Raw genomic sequence first — 25,002 nt, forward strand, 5'->3', positions numbered from 1 at the left:
GTCAGCGGCCCCCTTGCTGCCGGGGTGGCATGCATCCGGTCGCCGGAGGTGTGCCGGCGGGGAGGTAGTTCTTGGGCACGACGCCGCAGACGTAGTTGTCGAACCAGCGCCCGCTGCCGAGGGTATTGCCGACGAGCCGGCTGTAGGAGCCGGTGGCGGCGAGGACCTTGTCCAGGCTCTTGCGGTTCTTCACCAGCACGGCGGTGACCCGGCCGAGGGAGTCCAGGGTCGGCCCGAGCTGTTTGTCGTTGTCCTTGACGAGTCCGGCGAGCTGGGTGCCGAGGTCGCGGGTGCCGGTGAGCAGGAGGTGGATGGAGTCGCGGCGGGCCTGGATCTCGCCGAGGAGCAGGTTGCCGTCCTCCAGGAGCGTTTCGAAGCTGCTCTTCTTTCCGGCGAGCGTCCTGGTGAGCTGCTTGCTGCTGCGGAGCAGGGTGGCGAGCTGGGCGTCGCGTTCGGAGACCGTACGGGAGAGGGCGGAGAGCCCGTCGGCGGCGCTGCGGACGTGGGGCGGGGAGTCCTTGAAGGTGGCGGAGATCGCCTCGAAGCTCTTGGCGAGCTGCTCGGTGTCGATCTCGCCGATGGTCTCCCCGAGCCCGTTGAACGCCTGGGTGACGTCGTACGGGGAGGTGGTGCGGCTCGCGGTGATGCGGGAGCCGGGGTCCTGCGGGGCGTCGCCGAGGGGGTCGACGGCGAGGTACTTCTCGCCGAGCAGGGTCTTGACGGCGATGCCCACGGTGGAGGAATCGCCGATCCAGGCGTTCTTCACCCGGAAATCGACGCGGACCTTCGCGCCGTCGAGGGAGACGCCGGTGACCTCGCCGACCTTCACTCCGGCGATCCGTACCTCGTCGCCGTCGGCGAGTCCGGCGGATTCGCTGAAGTCGGCGCTGTAGGAGGTGCCGCTGTCGAGGAAGGGCAGCGAGTCGGCGCGCCAGGCGGCGAGGCCGACCAGCGCCAGGACGAGGAGCCCGACGACGGCGACGGCGACCGGGTTCCGTTCCCGGATGGGGGTGATTCTCATGCCAGGCACCTCGGTTGGGTGATCGCGATGCCGGTGGGCGGCGTGCTGCCGTCGTCGTGGGTGACGCCGCTGACCTTCGCTTCGCAGAGGTAGAGGTTGAGCCACGATCCGTAGGACGTCAGCCGGGTGATGGCCGCCATCTTGGCCGGGGTCTTCTGGAGGAAGTTCTCGATCTGCGGGGTGCCCTTCTCCAACTGGCCGCTGAGTCGACCGAGTTGCCGGATGTCGTCCTTGAGCGGCTTTCTGCCGTCCTGGAAGAGGTCGGCGGTGACGGTGGTGAGCGCGCCCATCGCGGTGATGGCCTCGCCGAGCGGTTTGCGGTCGCCGGAGAAGCCGGTGACGAGCTTCTGGAGGGTGACGACGAGATCGTCGAAGCCCGCCTCCCGGTCGTTGACCGTCTTGAGCACCGTGTTGAGGTTCTTGATCACCTCGCCGATCACCTTGTCCTTCGCGGCGACGGTGGTGGTCAGCGAGCCGACGTGCCGCAGGATGCTGTCGACGGTGCCGCCCTCGCCCTGGAGGACCTGGACGATGGAGCCGGCGAGCTGGTTGACGTCGGGCGGCGAGAGCCCTTCGAACAGGGGCTGGAAGCCGTTGAAGAGCTGGGTGAGGTCGAGCGCCGGGGTGGTGCGGGAGAGCGGGATGGTGTCCCCGGGCGCGAAGGCCCGGCCGACGGGTCCTGCCCCCTGGTCGAGGTCGACGTACCGCTGGCCGACCATGTTGAGGTATTTGATGGACGCCGTCACCGAGGCGGGGAGGGTGCGTCCTTTGCGTACGGCGAAGGCGACCTCGGCGACGCGTCGGTCGGCGACCCGCACGGATTCGACCTGGCCGACCTTCACTCCGGCGATCCGGACGCTGTCGCCGGGGATCAGCCCGGTGGCGTCGGTGAACCGCGCCTTGTACGTGGTGGTGTCGCCGACGCCCGTGTTGGCGATGGAGAGTCCGAGGACGGTGGTGGCCAGCACGGTGACCACGATGAAGACGAGGGACTTGGTGATCGGTCCGGCGAGCGAGCGGCGTTTCACTTGAGCTTCACCTCCGCACCGCGGAAGGCCGGACCGATGAGCACGCTGCTCCAGTCGGCGAGGTCTCCCGGCCGGACCTTCAGCGAGGGCGCGACCAGTTCGTTGACGAGCCGGGACTCCTGGGGCGAGTTGGGCAGGCCTAGCGCGGTGTCCGTGCCCTCGCCGCCGCCGTCGGGGGTGTCGGGCGGTGGTGCGGTGACGTCGGTGGCCCGGCGGGTGTCGGCGGTCGGGGCGTGCTTGCCGACGTACGGCACCGAGTAGCAGTGCGGTCCACCGGTGGCGTCGTAGACCGGGGTGTCCCTGCCGGGGACGTATTTGCCCTTGGAGGGAACGGCCTTGACCGACACATGCAGTCCCGGCTGGTCGGTTCCCTTACCGAGGGCCTTGTCCATGGCGGGCACGAAACCGGCCATGGTGCGCAGGGTGCAGGGGAACGACTCGGCGTATTCGGCGAGGAGTTCGAGGGAGGGCCTGCTGGATGCGGAGAGCCGGATGAGGTTGTCCTTGTTCTCCCGCAGGAAGGAGGTGACGTCCTGCGCGGCGGCCGTGGTGGTGCCGTAGAGGCCGGCGAGCCGGGCCTCCTGGTCGGCGAGGGTGGAGCTGGTGACCGTGGCGTCGGTCAGCGCGTCGAGGACGTCGGGGGCGGCGTCCGCGTACAGCGTGCTCACCTTGACGAGTTCCTTGATGTCGGCGTTGAGGGTGGGGAGTTGCGGGTTGAACTTCTTCAGGTGGCCGTCCAGCGTGGTCAGAGTCTCGCCGAGGCGTTCACCGCGGCCCTCCAGCGCCTGGGAGACGGCGTTGAGCGTGGCGGAGAGCTTCTCGGGCTTCACGGCGGTCAGCAGCGGCAGGACGTTGTCCAGGACCTGTTCCAGCTCGATGGCGTTGCTGGAGCGGTCCTGCGGGATGACGGCCCCGGCCCGCAGGACTCCGCCCGTGGGAATGCGGGGCGGTACGAGCGCGACGAACCGTGCGCCGAAGAGGGTGGTGGGCAGCATCTGGGCGGTGACGTCGGCGGGTATCCGCCCGAGCTGGTCCCGGTCGATGGCCAGGGTGAGACGGGCGCCCTCGCCGTCGGTGGCGATGGAGCGGACCTGCCCGATGACGACGCCGCGCAGTTTCACATCGGCGTTGTCGTGCATCTCGTTGCCGACCGATCCGGTGCGGACGGTGACGGTGGCGTCGTCGGTGAAGTCCTTGTCGTACACGGAGACCGAGACCCACACCAGGACGGCGGGCACCAGCAGGAAGGTGACTCCGGCCAGGCGTCGGCGGACCGTGCGGGTGCTGGAGGTACGCATCAGCCGGCCACCTTCACCGTCGTCGTGGCGCCCCAGATGGCGAGCGAGAGGAAGAAGTCGGTGACGCTGATCAGGACGATGGCGTTACGCACCGACCGGCCGACCGCCACGCCCACGCCGGCCGGTCCGCCGGTGGTGTGGAAGCCGTAGTAGCAGTGGGCGAGGATCACCAGCACGCTGAAGATCAGCACCTTCAGCACCGACAGCAGTACGTCCTGCGGGGAGAGGAAGAGATTGAAGTAGTGGTCGTAGGTGCCCGCCGACTGCCCGTTGAAGAAGATGGTGATGTAGCGGGAGGCGACGTACGAGGAGAGCAGCCCGATCGCGTACAGCGGGATGATCGCGACGACTCCGGCGATGATCCGGGTGGTGACGAGATAGGGCATGGACCGCACGCCCATCGCTTCCAGGGCGTCGACCTCCTCGTTGATCCGCATCGCGCCGAGCTGCGCGGTGAAGCCGGCGCCGACGGTGGCGGAGAGGGCGAGGCCGGCGACCAGCGGGGCGATCTCCCGGGTGTTGAAGTAGGCGGAGATGAAGCCGGTGAACGCCGAGGTGCCGATCTGGTTGAGGGCCGCGTACCCCTGGAGTCCGACGACCGTGCCGGTGAACAGGGTCATGGCGACCATCACGCCGATGGTGCCGCCGATGACGCCTAGTCCGCCGCTGCCGAAGGCGACCTCGGCCAGCAGCCGCTGCACCTCGCGCAGATAGCGGCGCAGGGTGCGCGGGATCCAGACGAGCGCCTTGACGTAGAAGGTGAGTTGGTCGCCGGATCGGTCGAGCCAGCTGAGCATCGCCATCGGTCAGCTCCCCTTCGCGGGGACGATCTGGAGGTAGATCGCCGTGAGGACCATGTTCACGAAGAACAGCAGCATGAAGGTGATGACGACGGACTGGTTGACCGCGTCGCCGACGCCCTTGGGGCCGCCGCGCGGGTTGAGGCCGCGGTAGGCGGCGACGATGCCCGCGATGAAGCCGAAGATGAGCGCCTTGAACTCGCTGATGTAGAGGTCGGGCAGCTGGGCGAGGGCGGAGAAGCTCGCGAGGTACGCGCCCGGGGTGCCGTCCTGCATGATCACGTTGAAGAAGTAGCCGCCGAGCGTGCCGACCACCGAGATCAGCCCGTTGAGCAGGACGGCGACGAGCATGGTGGCCAACACCCGCGGAACGACGAGGCGTTGGATGGGCGAGACGCCCATGACCTCCATCGCGTCCAGTTCCTCGCGGATCTTGCGCGAGCCGAGGTCGGCGCAGATCGCGGATCCGGCGGCGCCGGAGATCAGCAGCGCCACGATGATCGGGCTCGCCTGCTGGATGACCGCGAGGACGCTGGCGCCGCCGGTGAAGGACTGGGCGCCGAGCTGCTGGGTGAGGGAGCCGACCTGGAGGGCGATGACCGCGCCGAACGGGATGGAGACGAGGGCTGCGGGCAGGATCGTGACGCTCGCGACGAACCAGAACTGCTCGATGAACTCCCGTACCTGGAAAGGCCGGCGGAAGATGGCCCGGGCCACCGCGACGGCGAGCGCGAACAGCTTCCCGGTCTCGCGGAGCGGCGCGAGCAGCCGGGAGGGCCGGCGCTGCTCGGGGGCCTTCCCGGGGGTCTCCCCGGAGGCATTCCCGGAGGCGGCGGGCGGAGGTTTCTCGGGCGGCTCGGGCGGCCGCACCGGCATCGGGGCGGTCACGCGCGCGCACCTCCCGCGGCCGGGGCGTAGCTGTTGAGGATCGCCGTACGGGCGGCCTCCGGCAGCTGGCCCATCATCGACATGACCCGCTCCCGGCGGCGCAGCGCGCCCTGGCGTACGGGCATCCCGGGCGAGGGCTCCAGCTGGGGGACGACGGTGCGGGGCCCGGTGGGCAGCGGGCCGGTGCCGCCCAGCTGCTCGGCGGCGAGGGTGGCGGCGTCCTTCTCCTCGGACATGCCGATGGGTCCTTCGCGGCGTCCGGCGAGGAACTGCGAGACGACCGGGGTGTCGCTGGTGAGCAGTACCTCGCGCGGGCCGAAGGTGACGAGGTTGCGGCAGAACAGCATGCCCATGTTGTCGGGGACGGTGGCCGCGATGTCGAGGTTGTGGGTGACGATGAGCATCGTCGCGTCGATCTGCGCGTTGAGGTCGATGAGGAGCTGCGAGAGGTAGGCGGTGCGGACCGGGTCGAGGCCGGAGTCCGGCTCGTCGCAGAGGATGATCTGCGGGTCCAGGACCAGGGCGCGGGCGAGGCCGGCCCGCTTGCGCATACCGCCGGATATCTCGCCCGGCAGTTTGCCCTCGGCGCCGAGGAGCCCGACGATGTCGATCCGCTCCATGACGATGCGGCGGATCTCGGATTCTTTCTTGCGGGTGTGCTCGCGCAGCGGGAAGGCGATGTTGTCGAAGAGCGACATCGAGCCGAAAAGAGCCCCGTCCTGGAACATGAGGCCGAAGAGCTTCCGGGTCTCCATGATGTCGCGCTCGGAGCTGTTCACCATGTCGACGCCGTTAATGAGGACGCGTCCCTGTTCGGGCTTCAGAAGCCCGATGATGGATTTCAGGAAAACGGTCTTTCCGGTTCCGGAAGGACCGAGCATGACACTCACTTCACCGGCGGGCAGGGTGAGGCTGACGTCCTGCCAGATGTTCTGCTTGCCGAAGGACTTCGTCAGGCCCTCGACGACTACTTCGATTCCCATCGGCCCTCCCTCCAGGTGGCGGTGAACGTGTTCATCGTTAAGCGCTCCGGCTCTGAGAAAAGCGATGGCGGCTCGTCACACATGCACCGGGGGGGGCGCACGTTATGTCCGCCGAAACCGCCAGGGCAAGCCGTTGAACAGCGGAGATCGACGAACGCGGTGCTGAGAATGGATCACTTGTCATTCGGTGACAAAGCCGGTCCCCGACCTTGTCGAAATCTGCGCAAGCACCCGGGCGTTCCCGATCGGCACGTCTGGGACGCTACGGGCCGGTAACCTGACTTCGCAATACTGGGTACAGATTTTCCTCGGCGAGAATTCATGTGGAGCGAAGGATTGTTGCCGGGTGAGCAATCCGCCCGTCAAACCTGTCGGATGATGAGGAAACGCATGGTCGGCCGACCGGCCCGACGGGCATGAAAAAGAGCCCTTCCGGTCCCGTGGAACCGGAAGGGCTGGGAGGTGTTCGGATCACCGCTCGGGGTCGGGCACCCTCGGCGGGCAGTCCGGCCCTTCCGGGTTCGTCGCCACGCACAGGGGCGCCTGCGTCATCTTGGTGTAGTTGTCCGCCTTCTTGCCCGGGCTGGAGATGGCCGAGGTGAAGATCGGGTCGAGGTCCTCGCCCACACCGCAGCCCTCGAACGGCGGGATATGGGCGTACCCGGTCAGGGTGCCCCCGAACGCCACGAGATAGCCGGCCGGCGGATAGCTCTGGCCGTATCCCCGCAGCACCTGCTCGAAGGGGCGTTCCGTGCGGCAGTCGGGGCCCACGTCCAGGGGCACCCCGTTCACCTTCACATCGGAGAGCCGCATGACGAGCTGGGCCGTGACGGTCGTCTCCTCCGGGTAGGTCGGCGTGTTGGTGACCGTGTGCGTGTGGATCGCGGCCGGGGGGCCGACCTGCTCCAGTGTCATGGTCGCGGTCGTCGGCATGAATCCGTAGCTGAGGAACGTGGCCTTCGTCGGCGGGAGTTGGCGGCGGCCCTCGTAGTCGAAGTCCACCTCCGAGGAGACGTCGACGGTCGAGGCGCAGGAGTCGTTGATGTAGCGCTTGTTGAGCACCACCTTCATGAAGGCGGGCCCCAGCGCCGCCGCGCCGTCCAGCTTGGCGGCGTTGGCGTAGCCGGCCGCGTAGGTCTCGGCGGTGGTCATCACCCACTCGGGCGGGATCTCGATCGGGCAGCTGCCCGGATCGTCGTCGGCGAGGGCTTCGAGCCGTTCGTCGGTGAGGGCGTCGATCTTCTCCCGTGCGGTGGGGGGCAGCCCCTCGTCCGGCCGGGTGGGCTTCGGCTCCGGTGCGGGGTCGCTCTCCCCGGGGCGGGGAGCGGGGGCGGTGGGGTCGGTGTCGCCGCGGACCGTGATCGCGGCCAGTTCGGGCTCCTGGCCCGGGACCGGTTCGCAGGCGACGTCGAGACCCGGGGGCGTGGTCGGTTCGCCGTCGGCCGTACGGGAGGAGAGCGCGAGGGCGAGCGCGTCGGGGGCCAGCGTCGCGCGTCCGGGGCTGCCGAAGGAGACCGTCGGCACGTCCCCGGTGGCGGTCAGGGCCAGGTCGCCCTCGTCGGGCAGCGGCACGGGCGGGGCGGCCAGGTCCTGCCAGGAGGCGTCGGCGGACCGGTCGCCGACGGTGTTGCGGACGGTGAGCCGTGCGACGGCCGACAGCGTCCCGGTGTCGAGGTCGCGGAACCGGGCGAGCGCCGTCTGCGGCAGGGTGACGTCCACCGAGACCTGGCCGGGGCGGATCTCCTCGCCCGTGCGGACCGAGGTCGGGAGCACCGCCGAGACGACGACGTCCACCTCCTCGGGCCCGGAGGGGAACGGGCAGGCGTAGCGGAGGGCGACCTCCGACTTCTGTTCCGCGGCGGCCGATTCGGCGCTGGGAACGAGCGCGGTGGCGACGACGAGCGCCCCGCCCACGGCCCAGTGGATCGGTCGTCTCGCTGCGGCGCGTGCATCGACGGTCATACGGATGTGTCCTTCCGGCGCGCGTGGGCCCAGAGGGTGGGGTGGCTGCGGACAGCGGGTCCGCTTCCCGGCGACGGCCTCGCGGGCGGAGGCCGGGCGGACCGCGAACGGACATCGGGCGGGGTTCGGTTCGGCTGTGGCTCGGGCGGGTGCGGCCGTACGCCGAGCGGGTTCTGCCGTACGTCGGCCGGGGTCGGCCGGGCTTCGGAGCCCCCTACCGACGGGTACGGTACGCACGCCGACGACGCCTGGGAAGGGCCGGGTCGCCGATCGGATCACCGGCCCGCGGAGTTTGGCAGCCGATGACAATCCGCCGTCGCGCCCTTGTCCGCGGGTGCGCGAAAAGAGCGGCGCGCCCGGCCGGTCGCCGCCCGGCCGCGGTCGTGCCCGGACACAGCCGTACCCGGCCGCTGTCGTGCCCGGCCGTCGGGTGCGGACGGCCGGGCACGACGCTCAGGTACGGGACGTCATCGGCGGTGGGTCACCCGCTGATGACCGGGGACTGGCCCGATGCCGCGTTCACGATGGTGTAGAGGCCCTGGAAGCTGGCGGTGGTGCCGACGATGCCGCAGCCGCCGCCGACCTTGTTGGCGATGGCCAGGGTGAGCCCGCCGCCCGCGGTGTTGAGCGTGCCGTTGCTGCCGCCCGCGCTCGGGTTGTTGTACTTGGCCGCGACCTTGCCGGTCACGTCGAAGGTGCAGGGGCCAAGGATGCTGCTCCCGGTCACCTTCGCCTTGATCGCTCTGATCTCACCGGTCGTCTGGCCCGTGGAGTTGGTGCCGGCGCCCGCCGCGTAGTCCAGGCCCCAGATCTCCCACGGCGGCGTGGTGGCCACCGTCCAGGTGGAGCTGAACGGCCCGGTGCACGGCGAGTTGAACGAGATCGCCGAGATGGACGCGAGCTTGGCCGGGCTGCCGGCGACCGGGGAGGTCGGCGCCGAGCCCGAGGCGGCGGAGGTCGCACACTGGATCTTGTTGCCGTTGTTGTCGGTCAGGACGGTCACTCCGGCACTGCCGTTGAAGGCGCCGGTCGGGCTGATCGTCCAGCTGGTCGGCGCGGCGACGGCCGAGGGGGCGGCCAGGACGACGGATGCCGCGGCGGCACCGATCGCGGTCAGGACACCGGTTCGCTTGAACATGGGGGTACTCCCTTTTCTCGTCCCGTTGGGGATTCGGCTGAACGTGACTGGAGAGGTGCGTGCGCTGTTGCTCGCCGTGCCGGACGGTGCGGCACACTCGGGGGTTCACGGGGCTGGACGTGAGGGCGGCTTTCGCATCACCTCCTCGTAGCGGGGGGTGAGGGCCTACCGCTTCGCGGAGTGCCAGAATTCCGACAGCTTGCGGCCCTCGTCCGGCGCGAGGCCGGCGGGGTCGTAGGGGCTGCCGAAGTACGTCGTGGTGGCGTCCAGGGTCACGCTGTTCTTCCCGGCGGCGGACGGCAGACCGGTCTTGAGGTTCACCGCCCAGTCCAGCAGCCCGGCGCCACAGCCGCCGGCCCCCGGCACGGCGAAGGCCGCGTCGCCCTGGTCGGCGCCGTCGAAGGTGTAGCGCCCCATCTCGCCCTCGTCGTCGTTCGGGGTTCCGTCGGCCGAGAACCGCTGGAGCGAGAGGGTCGGAGCCGTCACGTTCTGCGGCTTCAGGAGCACCGGATTCGCGGTGGTCCCGATGTAGCACTTGTCACCCAGGAACGGATTCTTGAGGTGGATGCGGACCGGGATGGTGAGAATGGGCTCACCGGTGGAGAAGGCGGCGCTCATATTGAAGTCGCGCGGCGCTCCGGCCGGTTCGATGGTGGCTGTCACACGGTTGAGATTGTTGTCGGTGAGCTGGCGGCAGATTGCTGATACGAGGGGAATTCCGCTGGGGCACATCAGCCCGAGCAGCCCGCCCGGGATCTGCGCCGGGTCCGCGGTCAGCGCGCCCTCGGGCGGGGCCACCAGCGTGGCGGTGCCGTCGGCCCGCTGGACGACTCCGAGCTGTAGATCGGTCCGGCCGGTGGCCACCTCGGTCTTGCCGAGCGTGATGGATCCGGTGGCCGAGCTCGACGCTATGCAGGTGGCGATGGTGTTGATGCCGTCCGCGGCCAGCATGGCGGGCGCGTCGACCGGGCAGCGGTCGAAGGGCGCCCAGTCGCCGTTGAGCTGGGTGGCGGCGGTGGCCGATCCGGTGGAGAGCAGAGCGCTGAACGCCGTGAATGCCGCGAGCAGGCCTACGCGGGTTCGATTGGAAACGGATCTCATGTCGTCCCCTCTGTCGGCCGCCGTGGCGCGGCCTCGTGCACGAAGTTGACCGGTTCTGCAACGCATGCCCGCACCGCGACGAACGTCGACGGTGATGGTGCCTCGGGTGGGCCCGGGGGCGGAGGATCGGAGCATCAAATTTCGGGCAGATTTCTTGACCGAATTGATCGAGGCGTGATGTTACTCGCGGGAAACAGGGCGACACAATCCGTCCGTCTAAGATTCTTTGCGGCGCACTCTTTTTGATCCGGAAATGAGCATCGGAGTGCCGTGCTCTTATCAAGGAATGCGCACCCGGGGGCGTGGAATTACGCGCGGGCGGCCGGAACCCCGCGCGTCGCGCGCACCTGGAACGGCCGGGGCGGAGGGCCGCGGAAGTCCCGCCTCCGTTCCCTCACGTACGGCCTGCGAATCGGCCATGCGGCCGGAAATACCTGTCCAGGAGGGTCAGTTCACCCGCGTTCCGCATGGTGAGCCGCCTGTGCGCGCGACCACCGCAGGGGCCGGCCGACGCGATGCACACCGGGCCGGGAACAACTCGGCCGCCATGGAACGGCTTTGTTGTCATCACCGGAGCAGGCGGCCGAAATTCATTGTCCGAAAGCGCGCAGTACCGCCCGACCTGCACGGAAGTCGCACAGTGCGGCCAGGATGTGTGCCCCCTGCACTTCGATCTTGTCCAAGTGGTGTGCAGTGCCTGTTCCTTGGTCTATCTTCGTCGCGAACTTGGTACGCACCTGTCGGTTCGTGGGAGCGCTTTCCCCCCACCGCCTCACCCCACCACCGGGCGCCGAGAGCAAGGGGACATGTCATGGCACATCTCATACAGCCGTTGGACACCGAGGACCCGCTGGGGCCGCTTCCCCAGGAATTCGCGGCGATCATGCGGCCCGAACTGCCCAGCCTCATCAAGGAAATCGGTGTCGAGGTCACCCGGGCCTATCCGGAATACGCCCGACTGCTCGACGGGCCGAACGGGCAGGCCATCCGGGTGGGCGTGGAGCAGAGCCTCGCCTCCTTCGTCGATCTGGTGGCCGAGCCCTCCTCCCCCACCACGCTCCGGGACGACATGTGCCGGCGCTTCGGACGGTTCGAGGCGTACGAGGGCCGGAGCATGGACACCCTCCAGGGGGCCTACCGGCTGGGCGCGCGGGTGGCGTTGCGGCGGGCCAAGAAGGTCGGGCAGAGCTACCACCTCTCCCCCACGTTGATGCTGAGCTTCGCCGACGCGCTCTTCGCCTACGTCGACGAACTGGAATCGCTTTCCCGCGAAGGCTTCCTGGAGGTGCAGTCCCAGTCGGGCGAGCACAGCGAGGCGCTGCGCCGCCGGCTGCTCCACCTCATCCTCGCCGGGCGCCCGGCCCCCGGCAGCGCCATCGCGGATCTGTGCGAGCAGGTGGGCTGGCCGCTGCCGGAGGAGGTCACCCTGATCGCCGTCCGCGCCCCGGCGGAGCTGGACCGGCTCAGCGCGGACCGTGACCTGCTCGTCGACCTCAGCGCCCCGCAGCCGCACCTGCTCGTCCCGGGAGCGCTGGACGACGCACGAAGATCCATGCTGGAACAGGCACTGCCGGCCGGCCGCGCGGCGATCGGACTGACCGTGCCCACCGCGCTGGCCTGCGAGTCGATCCGCTGGGCCCGCCGGGTCCTGGAGCTCGTCGACTCCGGCGTGATCGACGACGCCCCGCTGATCCGCTGCGAGGACCACCTCACCACCCTGTGGCTGCTGTCCGACCCCGCCCTGCTGGACCAGCTCGCCCAGCGGGAGTTGGCCGCCGTCGCGGGGATCAGCGCCACCCGCCGCGACCGGCTGGTCGAGACGCTGCGGATCTGGCTCGACACCCGGGGCACGGCGGCGCAGATGGGCGCGCTGCTGGATGTCCACCCGCAGACCGTGCGCTACCGCATGCGGAGCCTGGAGACCATTTTCGGTGACCAACTCGTCGATCCCGAGAGCCGTTTCGCCACCGAGGCGGTGTTACGGGCACTGCGCCTGCGCTCCCGCGCCACCGGCACATCCCCCTGATCCGGATCACGTTCGGCGCGCCGGGTCAACTTACCGGCGCGTAAGGCGAAATAGACGGTCAGTCCCAAACGGTTGCGACACGGAGACGTATCCGACGAGAAACCCGGAACCGCGTCCCGTACACAGGAAGGAACCTGGCGCCCATCAGGCGACAGGCCCCGTGCACCGCCTCCTGGCCAACCATCCGAGAGGGAAAGCCCCATGACCGCCTCGCACCTCCTCGTCCCCGTGCCGATCCCGGACCGGGTCGCCGCGCTGATCGGTTCGTGCATTCCGCCGCACATCCTCCAGGCGGAGTTCGACGCCGACTGCGCGGCCCGCGAGGTCCGCAGGTTCCGCGGCCCCCGGCTCGGCGTCGAGGACCAGGCCGACCGGGAGCAGGCCCTGTCCGACCTGGCCCGCGCCAACAAGGTGCTGGCCGCGCACCATCCGCGACTGGCGGTACTGCCCGGCTCGCCCTTCTGACCCCGCATCCCCGTCGAGCGCCCCGGCGGCGGACCGGTCTTGCGACCCGCCGCCACTCCCCTTACCTTACTCAAAAGTAAGTTTACTCCGGAGTAAGGAATGGGCGTGGACGGAACCAGCAGCGGCAACCTCACCGACGATCTGGCCGGGCTCGACTTCGCGGCGGTGGCGCCCGAGGAGTTCGCACGGATCGTCAAGGGACTGTCCGCCAAGCAGCTCGCCGAGATCATGCGGGGCGAGCTGCGCTCCCGGATACTCGGCGAGGTCTTCGGCCGGATGCGGCAGCAGTTCCGGCCCGACGCGGCCGGTGGCCTCACCGCACTGATCCGCTGGAAGATCACCGGCGAGGACGACGCGGTCTACGAGACCGCGATAGCCGACGGCGTCTGCCGGGTCACCTCCGGCCGGTCCGAGGCCGAACCCCGCACCACGCTGGTGATGGGCGACGCCGAGTTCCTCAAGCTCGCCTCCGGCAACGGCAATCCGGTCACGATGTTCATGACGCGCAAGCTGAAGGTGGCCGGCGATGTCGGTCTCGCCTCCGGCCTGACCCGCTACTTCGACATCCCGAAGGCGTGAGGGCATGAGCATCTTCTCCCTGGCCCTGACCGAGGAGCAGCAGGACCTCCGTAACTGGGTGCACGGCTTCGCCGCCCAGGTGGTCCGCCCGGCCGCCGCCGAGTGGGACGCCCGGGAGGAGACCCCCTGGCCGGTGATCCAGGAGGCCGCCCGGATCGGTCTGTACGGTTTCGAATCGCTCGCCGACCTGTACGGGGACCCGACCGGGCTGTCCCTCCAGATCGCCAACGAGGAGCTGTTCTGGGGCGACGCGGGCATCGGCATGGCCCTGTTCGGCACCTCGCTCGCGGTCGCCGGAATCTTCGCCTCCGGCACCCCGGACCAACTCGCCGAGTGGGTACCGCAGTGCTACGGCGACGAGGACGATCCGAAGGTCGCCGCCTTCTGCGTCTCCGAACCGGGAGCCGGATCCGACGTCTCCGCGATGACGACGAAGGCGCGCTACGTCGAGGCGAGCGATGAGTGGGTGATATCCGGTCAGAAGGCGTGGATCACCAACGGCGGCATCGCCGAGGTCCATGTCGTCGTCGCCTCGGTCGATCCGTCGCTCGGCTCCCGCGGCCAGGCCGCGTTCATCGTGCCGCCCGGCACGAAGGGCCTGACGGCGGGCCGCACGGTCAAGAAGCTCGGCCTGCGCGCCTCGCACACGGCGGATCTCTTCCTCGACGAGGTCACCGTGCCGGGCCACTGTCTGCTCGGCGGCAAGGAGAAGCTGGACGCCCGCCTCGCCAGGGCCCGCGAGGGCGGCACCGCCAAGGGCCAGGCCGCCATGGCGACGTTCGAGGTCAGCCGCCCCACCGTCGCCGCACAAGCGCTCGGCATCGCGCGGGCCGCCTACGAATGCGCCCTGGAATACGCCGGTGAGCGCGAGGCGTTCGGCCGGCCGATCATCGAGAACCAGTCGATCGCCTTCGCCCTGGCCGATATCCGTACGGAGATCGAAGCCGTACGGCTGCTGATCTGGCAGGCCGCCTGGATGGCCCGCAACGACCGCGCCTTCGACGCGGGCCAGGGCTCCATGTCGAAGCTGCGGGCCGGTGAACTCGCGGTCGCGGCAACGGAGAAGGCGGTCCAGATCCTCGGCGGCGCGGGCTACAGCCGGGAGCATCCGGTGGAGCGGATGTACCGCGACGCCAAGATCTACACCATCTTCGAGGGGACGAGCGAGATCCAGCGGCTGGTGATCGCGCGGGCGATCTCGGGTCGGCACATCCGCTGAGGCCGGGGTCCGATCCGTCGGCGCACCCTTCCCTCGCTGTTTCATCACAACTCCATCACCAACGGAACAAGTCGCTCCCCCGGTCCCGGTCGGGTCGCTACGGTCGGGCTTCCACACAGCACCCTGGGGGGACCATGGAGTGGAACAGTCCGCAGCACCCGTCGCGTCAGCCCGGCTGGGGCCAGGGCGACGGCTTCACGCCGCAGCCGCCTCCGGCGGGCGGACCGCGGTGGGCGCGCAAGCGTGTCGTACTCCCGGCGGCCGGTGCGTTGTTCGTGCTCGGCGTCGGGATCGGCACCACCGGTGAACAGCCGCAAGAAGTGCGCACCGTCGCGGCGAAGGCGAAACCCGGCCCGACCGTCACGGTCACGGAGACGGCGACGGTCACGGTGACCGCGACCCCGGAACCGGCCCCGACCGTCACGAAGGTCAAGAAGGTGCGGGTCACGGTCACCGCCGCTCCCCCGGAGCCGGAGCCCGCGAAGAAGCCCGCCGCCCGGGACGACACCTCCGGCAGCGGTGAGGGCTCGGACAGCACGTCGGCGTACTACAAGAACTGCGATGCGGTGCGTGCCGCCGGTGTCGCGCCCATCCGGTCCGGGCAGCCCGGGTACGGGCCGCACCTGGACCGTGACGGCGATGGAGTGGGCTGCGAATAGGGGGAGCAGGACGTCGGCATATGTGATTCTCGTCGCCCTGACCCGTACGACGACACCGGAACCGAAGCCCGGACTTCGGCATCCGGCCCCGGCGGCAGAGGTCGTCACCGAGCGCGCCGGGACGCGCACGGGACAGCGCCGACAGCCCGTCACACGCCGTCGACGTGCGGCAACAGGGTCCGGGGCGCCCGGTCATGGCGATGCGTGACGACGATGTGGAGACGCCCGCGGCGCGGGAGGGCGGCGCGCCGACGCGGGCGCCAGGCCGGGCCGCGCGTTCCGCGTGGCGGGTTCCACACGATTTATCGGCACCCGGACCGGCTCCGTGCCACTAGCCTCTTCACATGACCTCCACTTCGACCGAGCCGACGCCTGCCCGCCCGATGGTTGAACTGAACGCGGAGATCCGTGCGCTGGTCGCCGACGGCGGTGTGGTGTCGCCGGAGGGCCGCCGGGAGTACGAGCGGCTTCTCGTCGAGTGGGTGGCGGCCGTGCGGGGCGGATCCACCGAAGCCGGCTGACCGTACGGGTACGGCGGCGAGTGCGCCGGGAGCGGGTGACGGCTCCGGCGCGACGGGAACCGCCCCCTCCGCGCGGCCCGGCCGGGGTGTCGGCGATAGTGAGCGTCCGTCCGCGTCCTGACCCCGGGAGAACCTCATGACCGCCGCGTCACCCGCCGGCGCCCGCCGCCCGTCGCTCCTGCTCGTCACCGATCTCGCGTACGAGGCGCGCGGCCGCCGCTACTGCGACGAGGACATCTACCTCGGCTCCCGGCTGCGCGAGACGTTCGACGTGGCGCTGTGCCACCCGCGGGACGCGGCCGCGCTGCTTGCGGGCTTCGACACCGTGCTGATCCGCAACAGCGGGCCGGTGCTGCACTACCGGGAGGCGTACGACGCGTTCTGCGCGCGGGCCCGGGAGCTGCGGACGCCGGTCTACAACCCGCTGGGCGGGCGCGGCGACATGGCGGGCAAGGAGTACCTCGTCGAGATGAGCCGGGCCGGCCTCCCGGTCATCCCCACGGTGGACCGGGCGGCGGATCTGCCGGAGCTGCCCGACGTCCCCCGGTACGTGGTGAAGCCGAAGCTGGGGGCGGACTCGGTCGGGCTGCGGTTCGTCACGGCGGCGGAGGCGCGGGCCGAGCTGGAGCGGGCGGCCGAGGGCTCCCTGCTCGTACAGCCGCGGATCGGCTTCCGCCACGAGGTGTCCTTCTACTTCGTCGACCACGATTTCCAGTACGCGCTGTACGCCCCGGACCCGGAGCGGCGCTGGGTGCTGGAGCCGTACGCGGCGAGCGCGGAGGACCTGGAGTTCGCCCGGCGCTTCATCGACTGGAACTCCCTCACGCACGGGATCCAGCGGGTCGACGCCTGCCGGGCCTCGGGCGGTGATCTGCTCCTCGTGGAGCTGGAGGACCTGAATCCGTATCTGTCGCTCGACCGGGTCGGCGAGGACGTCCGGGAGGCGTTCGTGGCGCGGCTGAAGAGGTCACTGGCCTCGCTGCCCCGCTGACCCCCGTCCGGCCCGCTCCCGCATGCGGGGGCGGTGGGCCGGTGTGAGGGTGCAGAGGTGACCACTGCCAGCGAGCAAGCCCCCGCCGTGCAGAGTGCCGCCGCGCCGCCGCCCGTCCTCGACCGGCGGCGGCGCAACATCGTCTTCGCCACGATCGTGCTCGGCATGCTGCTCGCCGCACTGGACCAGACGATCGTGGGCACGGCCCTGCCGACGATCGTCTCCGACCTGGGCGGCGCCGCCCACATGTCGTGGGTGGTCACCGCCTATCTGCTGGCCGAGACGGTGGCCACCGTCCTGGTCGGCAAGTTCGGCGACCTGTTCGGGCGGAAGCTGGTCTTCCAGGTCTCGGCGATCATCTTCATCACCGGATCGTTCCTGTGCGGCCTCGCCTCGGACATGCTGCTGCTGATCATCTGGCGCGGTATGCAGGGCATCGGCGCGGGCGGCCTCATGGTCACCTCGATGGCGCTGATCGCGGATGTGATCCCGCTGCGCGAACGAGGCAAGTACCAGGGCGCGATCGGAGCGGTCTTCGGCATCTCGACCGTGATCGGGCCGCTGCTCGGCGGGCTCTTCACCGACCATCTGACCTGGCGTTGGGCGTTCTACGTCAATGTGCCGATCGCCATCGTGGTGGTGATCGCCGCCGCCCGGAACATCCCGTCGGTGAAGGCCGCGGGCCGGCCGGTCATCGACTACGCCGGAATCGCGCTGGTCACCGTCGGGGCGAGCGCGTTGATCCTGGCGACGAGCTGGGGCGGGAACGAGTACGCCTGGGGCTCGCCCATGATCATCGGGCTGTTCGCCGGCGGGCTGATCGCCCTGGCGCTGTTCTGCCGGGTGGAGACACGGGCGAAGGAACCGATGCTGCCGATGCGGCTGTTCCGGAACCCGGTGTTCACCGTCTGCTCGATCCTCAGCTTCATCGTGGGTTTCGCGATGCTCGGCTCGATGATCTTCCTGCCGACGTACCTCCAGTACGTGGACGGCGACTCGGCGACGCTCTCGGGGGTGCGGACGCTGCCGCTGGTCGTCGGTCTGCTGGCCGCCTCGATCTTCAGCGGCAACGTGGTCAGCAAGACGGGCCGCTACCGGGTGTTCCCGATCGTGGGGACGCTGGTCATGGCGGCCGGGCTGTTCCTCCTGTCCCGGATGGGGCCCGGGACCGGCGTCTGGCTGGAGTCCCTCTACATGGTGGTGCTGGGGCTCGGCATCGGTCTGGCCATGCAGGTGCTGACGATCGCCGTGCAGAACACCGTCGACTACGAGGACCTGGGCACGGCCACCTCGGGCGTGACCTTCTTCCGTACGCTGGGCAGCGCCTTCGGCACGGCCGTGTTCGGCACCATCTACGCCAACGCGCTCAAGCCGAACCTCACCGACGGGGTGGCGCAGGCGGTGGCCGCGGGCGGCGATCCCGCGGTCCTGGCCAATGCCTCGCAGAGCCCGCAGGCCCTGCACGCGCTGCCCGCCGCCCAGTCGGAGCCGCTGGCGCTGGCCTACGCGGACACGCTGCACACGGTGTTCCTGTGGACGGTGCCCGTCGCGCTGATCGGCTTCGTCGTCGCGCTGTTCCTGAAGGAGGTGAAGCTGCGGGACTCGGCCCGGCTCGGGTCGACGGACATGGGCGAGGGCTTCGCCCAGCCGGGCAGCGGGGACTCGGCGAAGCTCCTCGAATACTCGGTGGCCACGATCCTGCACGGCGCGGGCCCGGAGACCGCCCGGCGGATCACCGCCGAGTGCGACACCCGGCTCGACATGGCGGGCGCCTGGGCGGTGATGCAGGTGGACCTGTTCACCAGGATGGTCGGCCACGCGGGCCTCGGTCTGATCGCCGCCCGGCACCGCATCCCGCCGGAAGTGCTGGTGCCCGTCTTCGACCGGATGATCGAGGAGGGCTATCTGACGGGCGACGGCCGGATCTTCTCGCACACGGCGGCGGGCCGGCGCGAGGCGGCGGTGATCTCCGACGCCTGGGGCCGCTGGCTCAACGACCGCCTGGCCGAGGACGGCGCACGCCCCGACGACCGTCAGCTCCGGGCCACCGTGGACATGATCGCCAAGCGGCTGCTGGCGGAGGACCTGGCCCAGGAGCTGTCGCCCGCGGCCGGACCGGGCGGCTCGACGCGGGTGGGGGCCCCGGCCTGAGCATCCCCGGGCCCCGGGCCCGTACGGGCGGAGCGCCTTCCTCAGTTGTTCCCAGGACCGGGGGCGGGCCAGCGCCTCCCACTCCTCGCGGAGCAGGCCGAGGATCGCGTTGTCGTAGCGGCGGCCGCGGTGCAGGCACGAGGACCGGCGTACGCCCTCCTGCACGAAGCCGGCTCCGCTCAGCGTGGCGAGGGCCGCGGCGTTGCTCGTGTGGGTGACGGCCTCGATCCGGTGCAGGGGCAGCTCGCCGAAGGCCAGGTCGGCGAGGGCGGCGAGCGCGTCGGCACCAAGACCCTGGCGGCGGTGTTCGGGGGCGAGCAGGAGGTAGGCCTCGGCGGTGCCGTCGGCGAAGTCCTCCCCGATGAGGGCGATGTGACCGACCGGGGTGCCGTCCTCCAGGAGGACGAGGAAGTCGTCGCGGTCGCGGTTCTCGACGTTGGCCTCGACGCGTTCGCGGAGTTCGCGCAGCGAGCCGGGCCAGACGCCGATCTCATGGGTGGCCACCGGGTCGGCGCGCCAGTGGTGGAGCAGTTCGGCGTCCCTCCGGCTCGACCGGGGTGAACACGACGTCACGGCCCCGCCAGAATCGTTCCCGCCCGGCGTACGGCGTCGCTGCCTCGCCCTCGTTCATGCGCGGATCGTACGGTCGCGCTCGGTCCGCCGGGAAACGGATTCTCGTGGCCGGCCTCCTCAGTCGACGAAGACGGCCGTCGTGTAGACCCAGGCCCCTTCGAGGCGGGCGAAACGGCTCTTCTCGTGGAGGGAGTAGGGGCGCCCGTCGTCGGTGTAGTGGGCGCGGAAGGTGACCGTACCGGTGGAGTGGAAGGCGCTGCCCTCGGTGGTGTCCAGGATCTCCAGGCGGACCCAGCGCATCGACGGATCGAAGTCGACGCCGGGCGGCCGGGTCTCGGGGTGCCAGGTGCGCAGCAGGTACGCCGCGTCCTGGACGACGAAGGCCGCGTACCGGCTGCGCATCAGGGCCTCGCAGGTCGGCGCGGCGGCGCTGCCGGAGTGGAAGCGGCCGCAGCACTCCCCGTATCCGGCGGGCAGGCCGCAGGGGCACGGGGAGGCGGCGGTGATCCGCGGGGCGGCGGGGCCCCGGGACCGGGAGGTGCGTCGTGACATGGGTCCATTGTGACGGGTGGGGGCCGGTGCCCAGGATGGACCCCATGAGCAACGAGAAGGCGGCGCAGCCCGCCACCGAACCGATTCCGCTGACCACCGCCCTGGCCTCCTTCGACGCACTGTGGAGTCCGCGCATCGTGCCCCGGGTCAACGACCACGACGTACGCGTGGCCAAGGTGGCCGACGAGCATGTCTGGCATGTGCACGAGGATGCGCACGACGCGGTGCCCGGACATGTGGACGTCACCGCGGGCCACGCGCTCGGCACCTGAGCGCGGATCGGCTCAGGGCTTGCGCGCGACGCCCGCGTAGCCGGGGATCGGCTCGTCGCCCGGGACGTCGATGGCCTCGCCGAGCTCCGGATGCCACTCGGCGGAGAGCGTGACGCCCGGCTCGACCAGTTCGAGACCGTCGAAGAAGGCGGTGAGTTCGGCGCGGCTGCGGGGTCGCAGCGTCATTCCGCGCGCCTTGTACATGGCCCGCGCCTGCGCGGCGCCCTCCGGGTTGAAGTCGCCGGTGGTGTGCGAGAGCACCAGATAGCTGCCGGAGGGAAGCTGCCCGACCAGCTTGTCGACCAGTTCGGCCGCGCCGTCCTCGTCGTCGATGAAGTGCAGCAGGGCCAGCAGCGACAGGGCGATCGGCCGGTCGAAGTCCAGGACCTCGCCGGCCTGCGCCAGGATCGTCTCGGGCCTGCGGGCGTCGGCCTGGATGTACTCCGTGGCGCCCTCGGGCGTGGAGCGGAGCAGGGCCGCCGCGTGGGCGAGCACGATCGGGTCGTTGTCGCAGTAGACGACGCGGGCGTCCGGGGCGGCCTGCTGGGCGATCTGGTGGAGGTTCGGCTCGGTGGGTATGCCGGTGCCGATGTCCAGGAACTGACGCACACCGCTCTCGGCGAGCCAGCGGGTGGCCCGGTGCATGAACGCCCGGTTGACCCGCGCCATGTCACGGCCCCGTGCGTCGAGCGCGAGCAGCTGACGCGCCATCTGTTCGTCGACCGGGTAGTTGTCCTTGCCGCCGAGGAACCAGTCGTACATCCGGGCCGGATGCGGCGTGCTGGTGTCGATCTCGATGGAGTGGGATTCTTGCCCGGTCATGGCGCGCTCCGTGGTCGAGGGTCCGTACAGAGTCGGGGTGCGGTGCAGGGGGTGCGACGTCAGGTGAGGAGGAAGTCCGCCTGGCCGGCCTTGGCGCCTTGGATGAACGCGGCGATCTCGCCGTTGGAGTAAATGAGGGCGGGGCCGTCCGGGTCGGCCGACTGGCGTACGGCCACCCGCCCGTCGGCGAGTTTCATGGCCTCGATGCAGTTGCCGCCGTTCCCACCGCTCCACGGCTTGTACCAGCCTTCGGAGCCGAGGTCACCGGCCGGCATGCCGTTGTATATGTGGTTCATCACAGCTCCTTGCGGAAGTCCCGGAGGATTTCCTTCGTGCGTTGTGCAGTCGCGGCCTGAGCCGCCATGCGGTCCATGACTTCGAGGTAGGAGGCCACCTCGGGGCGGGCGTCGAAGTAGACGGCTCCGGTCAGGTACTCGCTGTAGACCATGTCGGGGAGTTCGGGGACGGCGAACCGGAAGAGGACGAACGGTCCATAGGTTCCCGGGTGGTGGCCGGTGGCGAACTCCGCGATCTGTAGCGTGACGTGGGGAAGCTCCGTGGCCTCGAGCAGCCTGTCGATCTGCCCGCGCATCACCTGCGAGCCGCCGACGGGCCGCCGCAGGACGGTCTCGTCCATGATCGCCCACAGCTTGGGGGCGTCGTCCTTGGCCAGCAGGGACTGGCGTTCCATACGCAGCGCCACATGGCGCTCGATGTCCTCGGGGCGGGTCTGGCCGACCGCTCCGGTCCGCATCACGGAGCGCGCGTAGTCCTCGGTCTGGAGCAGTCCTGGCACGAAGTGCGGCTCGTACATACGCAACAGGCTCGCCGCGCCCTCCAGGCTGACGTACATGCTGAACCAGTCGGGCAGGACGTCGTGGAAACGCTGCCACCAGCCCGGCTTGTTCGCCTCCTCCGCCAGCTCGACGAAGGCGTCGGCCTCGTGCTCGGCGACGCCGTACGCCTTCAGCAGCGACTGGACGTAGGGGATCTTCAGCCCGACCTCGGCCGTCTCCATTCTGCGTATCGTCGCCGGGGCGACCCTGAGCACCTTCGCCGCCTGGTCACGGGTCAGGCCGACACGCTCACGCAGATCCTGCAGGCGCTTGCCGAGAACGACCTGGCCCACGGTCGGGGCGGACCGCGGTTCGCTCACTTCAGACCTCCCCATGCGCTGTTTTGCGAGCAGTGTGCCATGCGTGCGCCCCCAACGACACAGTCACTCTGGAAATTTCAGAGTGCCCCTTGCCAAGTGTCATCGTCAGGGGGAGAGTTGACTCCCGAACCAGTTCGCTCAGTCATGCCCGCCCCCGAGCATCCGGGGAACGAAGCGTGACGCAGCCCCCACTGTGAGGAATCGGTCGTGGCACCTGGCAGTGCGCTCATCCCCCGGCTCATGGACCTCAGCCCCGGGACGGAGGCCCTCCGTTACTGCTTCGCGCTGCCCGCGCACCCCGAGTCGGTGGCCGGCGCGCGCGAGCTGACGCGAGCACGGCTGGACGCCTGGAAGCTGGGCCGCGACGCCTGCGACGCCGCCGTCCTCATCGTCTCGGAGCTGGTGACCAACGCGGTCGTGCACACCGCGAGCACCCGGGTGGTGTGCGAGCTGAGCCGCTTCGGCAGACGACTGCGGATAGCCGTGCAGGACCAGGGGCACCAGCCCGGTGGCCCGCGGCTGCGCCGGTCCTCCGACGACGAGCACGGCCGTGGCCTGCTCCTCGTCGACGCGATGAGCAGCGCCTGGGGTTCGCACGACGCCGGGAACGCCTCCGGGCGCATCGTCTGGGCGGAGCTGCCGCACGGCGCCGAGCAGCTGTCCGGCACGGAGCGGCCATGCTGAAGAACGCGCTGTCCCGGCTGCGCGCGGCGCACCGGGCCCGGACGCCCGAGCAGCCCCGCGGCGGCCGGGTGCGGCTGGCCCTGCCCGCCTCGATGTCGGCCAGCCTGGGCTGCGACGCGGTCGGGGTGCCCGCCCGGCACGGCTTCCGCCTCATGTCCCATCTGCCGCGCACCGGATGCGTCTTCGCCGACGCGGACCGCTGGTGGTGGATCGTCCCGGCCGGCTCCGACCTGGATCTCGACTGGCCCGATCAGGTGACGTACGCACGGGACGCGGACGTGCCCGGCGGTCGGCCCCGGTTGATCCACTCACCGGACGGTCTCACTCCGTACACCCCGCCCATTCCGCTCTTCCTGATGGTCTGCCAGGTGACCGGGGTGGCCCCGAGCTGGGCGACGGCCGGTACGCGAAGCGTCGTGTCCGCTCCGTAGTACGTACGTCGTGCCCGGCGGCGGGCGCACGACGGAACGAGCCGGGCCCGGTCAGGTCGGGCCCGTCCCGTTCCGTCGTGCGCCCCCGGTGGTCAGGGCCGGTCCAGGTACGCGAGCCCCGGGTGCGCCTCGGTGTACCGGTCGAGCAGCCGCCGGGCCACCGCCACGGAGTCCACCAGCGGGTGCAGCGCGAACGCCTGCACGGCCGCCGCGCGGGATCCGCTCTCCGCCGCCGCCAGCACCGCCCGCTCCACGGCCTTCACCGCGGTGACGAGACCGACGGCGTGGTACGGGAGGGGCGAGACGGCCACCGGATGGGCCCCGTTGGCGTCCACGAGGCAGGGCAGCTCGACGACGGCGTCCGTGTCCAGGACCGAAAGGGCGGTGCGGTTGCGGACGTTGAGGATCAGCGAGGTGCGTTCGTTGCGGGCGACCGCCCGCATCAGGGCGAGCGCGACCTGTTCGTAGCCGCCCGACTCCAGGTCGCTCTCCGCCCGCTCCCCCGCCCCGGCGACCTCGCGGTTCTCCGCCATGTACGTCGCCTCCCGTTCGGCGCGGGTGCGGTCCCAGGTGGCCAGCGCGGGGGTGCCGGGCTCCCGCATCCGGGCGTAGAAGCCCTCCTGCTGGTCCCGGAGGAAGGCGCCCCGGGTCCGTTCGGCCTCCTGGTAGGCGCGTACGGCTTCCCGGTTGAAGTAGTAGTAGTGCAGGTACTCGTTGGGGATCGCGCCCAGCGAACGGAGCAGTTCCGCGCCGAAGAGCCGGCCCTCCTCGAAGGAGTCGAGCAGTTTCGGGTCGGCGAGCAGCCGGGGCAGTTCGTCCCGCCCGTCCACGTACAGCCCGCGCACCCAGCCGAGGTGGTTGAGCCCGGCGTAGTCGATCCACGCCCGGTCGGGGTCGGCGCCCAGGACCCGGGCGATGCGCCGCCCGAGGCCGACCGGCGAGTCGCAGATCCCGATGACCCGGTCACCGAGGTGCCGGGACATGGCCTCGGTGACCAGGCCCGCCGGATTGGTGAAGTTGATGACCCAGGCCTGCGGGGCGAGGCGGGCGATGCGCCGGGCGAGGTCGAGGGCGACGGGGACGGTGCGCAGCCCGTACGCGATGCCTCCGGCGCCGACGGTCTCCTGGCCGAGCACGCCTTCGTCGAGGGCCACCCGTTCGTCGGCGGCGCGTCCGGCCAGTCCGCCGACGCGGATGGCGGAGAAGACGAAGTCGGCTCCGCGCAGTGCCTCGTCGAGCTCCGTGGTGGCGACGACGGCGGGGGCGTCCGCGATGCCCCGCCCCTGTTCCGCGAGGACGCGGGCGACGGCGGTGAGCCGGTCGGCGTCGGTGTCGTACAGCGTGACCCGGGAGACGCGGCCCTCGGCGTGATCGCCGAGGAGGGCCCCGTACACCAGAGGCACCCGGAATCCGCCACCGCCAAGAATTGTCAGCTTCACGCTGCTCGATGGTACGGGCAGGCCGGGGCCGTCCGGTGGGGGCCGCGCGGGCAGGTCCGGGACTCCCGCCGCCCGCGCCGGTCCGGGCGTACGACGCGGCGGCCCCGGGCCCGTGGGCGTGATCCGGGGCCGCCGCGGCCGGACGGGGCGACGGTATGTCAGTAGCCGCTCCACCAGCGGGCGACCGCCTGCCAGAGCCGGGCGGGGGCGGCCGGGCGGCGCTGCTGCGGGATCGTCGCCACC

At 70.5% G+C, this 25,002-nt stretch carries 25 protein-coding genes and 1 pseudogene; 11 read left to right on the forward strand and 15 right to left on the reverse strand.

All coding sequences use genetic code 11. From position 1 onward, the window contains the following. Position 1 precedes the first annotated feature (1 nt). The 9 genes from G3I54_RS09635 to G3I54_RS09675 all read right to left on the reverse strand — a co-directional run bounded on the left by G3I54_RS09635 (position 2) and on the right by G3I54_RS09675 (position 10,219). Positions 2-1,021, reverse strand: coding sequence for an MCE family protein (locus G3I54_RS09635; protein ID WP_164613075.1), 1,020 nt, complete (start codon positions 1,019-1,021; stop codon positions 2-4). Then, a complete protein-coding gene (locus G3I54_RS09640; RefSeq protein ID WP_164613078.1) occupies positions 1,018-2,049 on the reverse strand; it encodes an MCE family protein in 1,032 nt (343 codons plus the stop codon). Before G3I54_RS09640 ends, G3I54_RS09635 begins: the two co-directional genes overlap by 4 nt. Then, positions 2,046-3,347, reverse strand: a complete 1,302-nt coding sequence (locus tag G3I54_RS09645) for an MCE family protein (RefSeq protein ID WP_164613080.1) — start codon at positions 3,345-3,347, stop codon at positions 2,046-2,048. The genes G3I54_RS09640 and G3I54_RS09645 overlap by 4 nt, the downstream gene beginning before the upstream one ends. Then, on the reverse strand, positions 3,347-4,150 hold the full coding sequence (locus G3I54_RS09650) for an ABC transporter permease (RefSeq protein WP_164613082.1): 804 nt from the start codon (positions 4,148-4,150) through the stop codon (positions 3,347-3,349). The genes G3I54_RS09645 and G3I54_RS09650 overlap by 1 nt, the downstream gene beginning before the upstream one ends. A gap of 3 nt (positions 4,151-4,153) precedes the next feature. Then, complete coding sequence (locus tag G3I54_RS09655) at positions 4,154-5,035, reverse strand: ABC transporter permease (protein WP_164613084.1); 882 nt, start codon at positions 5,033-5,035, stop codon at positions 4,154-4,156. Further along, positions 5,032-6,018, reverse strand: a complete 987-nt coding sequence (locus G3I54_RS09660; protein WP_164613086.1) for an ATP-binding cassette domain-containing protein — start codon at positions 6,016-6,018, stop codon at positions 5,032-5,034. Before G3I54_RS09660 ends, G3I54_RS09655 begins: the two co-directional genes overlap by 4 nt. A gap of 471 nt (positions 6,019-6,489) precedes the next feature. After that, positions 6,490-7,980, reverse strand: a complete 1,491-nt coding sequence (locus G3I54_RS09665) for a DUF6801 domain-containing protein (RefSeq protein WP_164613088.1) — start codon at positions 7,978-7,980, stop codon at positions 6,490-6,492. Positions 7,981-8,461: 481 nt separating this feature from the next. Then, on the reverse strand, positions 8,462-9,118 hold the full coding sequence (locus tag G3I54_RS09670) for a hypothetical protein (protein ID WP_164613090.1): 657 nt from the start codon (positions 9,116-9,118) through the stop codon (positions 8,462-8,464). Positions 9,119-9,283: 165 nt separating this feature from the next. Further along, positions 9,284-10,219: a hypothetical protein gene (locus G3I54_RS09675; protein WP_164613092.1), complete on the reverse strand. Its 936-nt coding sequence runs from the start codon at positions 10,217-10,219 to the stop codon at positions 9,284-9,286. Between the two features lie 811 nt (positions 10,220-11,030). On the opposite strand from G3I54_RS09675, the gene G3I54_RS09680 reads away from it, so the two are divergent. The 8 genes from G3I54_RS09680 (at position 11,031) to G3I54_RS09715 (ending at position 18,830) form a co-directional block, all read left to right on the forward strand. After that, positions 11,031-12,245 carry a helix-turn-helix domain-containing protein gene (locus G3I54_RS09680; RefSeq protein WP_164613094.1) on the forward strand — a complete coding sequence of 405 codons (1,215 nt, stop codon included), beginning with the start codon at positions 11,031-11,033 and terminating at the stop codon, positions 12,243-12,245. A 201-nt stretch (positions 12,246-12,446) separates the two neighbouring features. Continuing rightward, the gene (locus G3I54_RS09685; protein WP_030076261.1) at positions 12,447-12,710 is read left to right on the forward strand and encodes a hypothetical protein; all 264 of its coding nucleotides are present in this window, start codon (positions 12,447-12,449) and stop codon (positions 12,708-12,710) included. 105 nt (positions 12,711-12,815) lie between these two features. Further along, positions 12,816-13,289, forward strand: a complete 474-nt coding sequence (locus tag G3I54_RS09690) for an SCP2 sterol-binding domain-containing protein (RefSeq protein WP_164613096.1) — start codon at positions 12,816-12,818, stop codon at positions 13,287-13,289. Between the two features lie 4 nt (positions 13,290-13,293). After that, positions 13,294-14,508: an acyl-CoA dehydrogenase family protein gene (locus G3I54_RS09695; protein WP_164613098.1), complete on the forward strand. Its 1,215-nt coding sequence runs from the start codon at positions 13,294-13,296 to the stop codon at positions 14,506-14,508. 134 nt (positions 14,509-14,642) lie between these two features. Further along, a complete protein-coding gene (locus G3I54_RS09700; protein WP_164613100.1) occupies positions 14,643-15,167 on the forward strand; it encodes an excalibur calcium-binding domain-containing protein in 525 nt (174 codons plus the stop codon). Positions 15,168-15,511: 344 nt separating this feature from the next. Next, a complete protein-coding gene (locus tag G3I54_RS09705) occupies positions 15,512-15,688 on the forward strand; it encodes a hypothetical protein (RefSeq protein WP_164613048.1) in 177 nt (58 codons plus the stop codon). Between the two features lie 136 nt (positions 15,689-15,824). Then, positions 15,825-16,679, forward strand: coding sequence for a hypothetical protein (locus G3I54_RS09710; RefSeq protein WP_164613102.1), 855 nt, complete (start codon positions 15,825-15,827; stop codon positions 16,677-16,679). Positions 16,680-16,736: 57 nt separating this feature from the next. After that, positions 16,737-18,830, forward strand: coding sequence for an MDR family MFS transporter (locus G3I54_RS09715; protein ID WP_164613104.1), 2,094 nt, complete (start codon positions 16,737-16,739; stop codon positions 18,828-18,830). A gap of 225 nt (positions 18,831-19,055) precedes the next feature. Here the strand turns inward: G3I54_RS09715 and G3I54_RS39385 are convergent. Continuing rightward, positions 19,056-19,403: pseudogene (locus tag G3I54_RS39385) on the reverse strand (GNAT family N-acetyltransferase); the annotation flags it as partial. A gap of 117 nt (positions 19,404-19,520) precedes the next feature. Continuing rightward, positions 19,521-19,955, reverse strand: a complete 435-nt coding sequence (locus G3I54_RS09725; protein ID WP_164613106.1) for a YchJ family metal-binding protein — start codon at positions 19,953-19,955, stop codon at positions 19,521-19,523. Between the two features lie 44 nt (positions 19,956-19,999). Here G3I54_RS09725 and G3I54_RS09730 point away from each other — a divergent pair, with 44 nt between their 5' ends. Continuing rightward, positions 20,000-20,227, forward strand: coding sequence for a hypothetical protein (locus G3I54_RS09730; RefSeq protein ID WP_164613108.1), 228 nt, complete (start codon positions 20,000-20,002; stop codon positions 20,225-20,227). A gap of 12 nt (positions 20,228-20,239) precedes the next feature. Here the strand turns inward: G3I54_RS09730 and G3I54_RS09735 are convergent, their stop codons facing one another. The 3 genes from G3I54_RS09735 to G3I54_RS09745 are packed head-to-tail and all read right to left on the reverse strand — an operon-like array spanning position 20,240 to position 22,205. Then, positions 20,240-21,049 carry an SAM-dependent methyltransferase gene (locus G3I54_RS09735; RefSeq protein ID WP_164613110.1) on the reverse strand — a complete coding sequence of 270 codons (810 nt, stop codon included), beginning with the start codon at positions 21,047-21,049 and terminating at the stop codon, positions 20,240-20,242. Positions 21,050-21,108: 59 nt separating this feature from the next. Then, positions 21,109-21,345, reverse strand: coding sequence for a DUF397 domain-containing protein (locus G3I54_RS09740; RefSeq protein WP_010058136.1), 237 nt, complete (start codon positions 21,343-21,345; stop codon positions 21,109-21,111). Beyond that, complete coding sequence (locus G3I54_RS09745; protein WP_164613112.1) at positions 21,345-22,205, reverse strand: helix-turn-helix transcriptional regulator; 861 nt, start codon at positions 22,203-22,205, stop codon at positions 21,345-21,347. Before G3I54_RS09745 ends, G3I54_RS09740 begins: the two co-directional genes overlap by 1 nt. 207 nt (positions 22,206-22,412) lie before the next feature. Between G3I54_RS09745 and G3I54_RS09750 the strand changes: the two genes are divergently transcribed. Together G3I54_RS09750 and G3I54_RS09755 are read left to right on the forward strand one after the other, a co-directional pair. After that, positions 22,413-22,889 carry an ATP-binding protein gene (locus G3I54_RS09750; RefSeq protein ID WP_164613114.1) on the forward strand — a complete coding sequence of 159 codons (477 nt, stop codon included), beginning with the start codon at positions 22,413-22,415 and terminating at the stop codon, positions 22,887-22,889. Then, the gene (locus tag G3I54_RS09755) at positions 22,883-23,320 is read left to right on the forward strand and encodes a hypothetical protein (protein WP_164613116.1); all 438 of its coding nucleotides are present in this window, start codon (positions 22,883-22,885) and stop codon (positions 23,318-23,320) included. Before G3I54_RS09750 ends, G3I54_RS09755 begins: the two co-directional genes overlap by 7 nt. A 92-nt stretch (positions 23,321-23,412) precedes the next feature. Here the strand turns inward: G3I54_RS09755 and G3I54_RS09760 are convergent, their stop codons facing one another. After that, positions 23,413-24,759 carry a 6-phospho-beta-glucosidase gene (locus G3I54_RS09760; protein WP_164613118.1) on the reverse strand — a complete coding sequence of 449 codons (1,347 nt, stop codon included), beginning with the start codon at positions 24,757-24,759 and terminating at the stop codon, positions 23,413-23,415. Between the last annotated feature and the right edge of the window lie 243 nt (positions 24,760-25,002).

Origin of the sequence: Streptomyces sp. SID14515, assembly GCF_010548505.1 — a bacterium.
Lineage (GTDB): Bacteria > Actinomycetota > Actinomycetes > Streptomycetales > Streptomycetaceae > Streptomyces > Streptomyces caviscabies.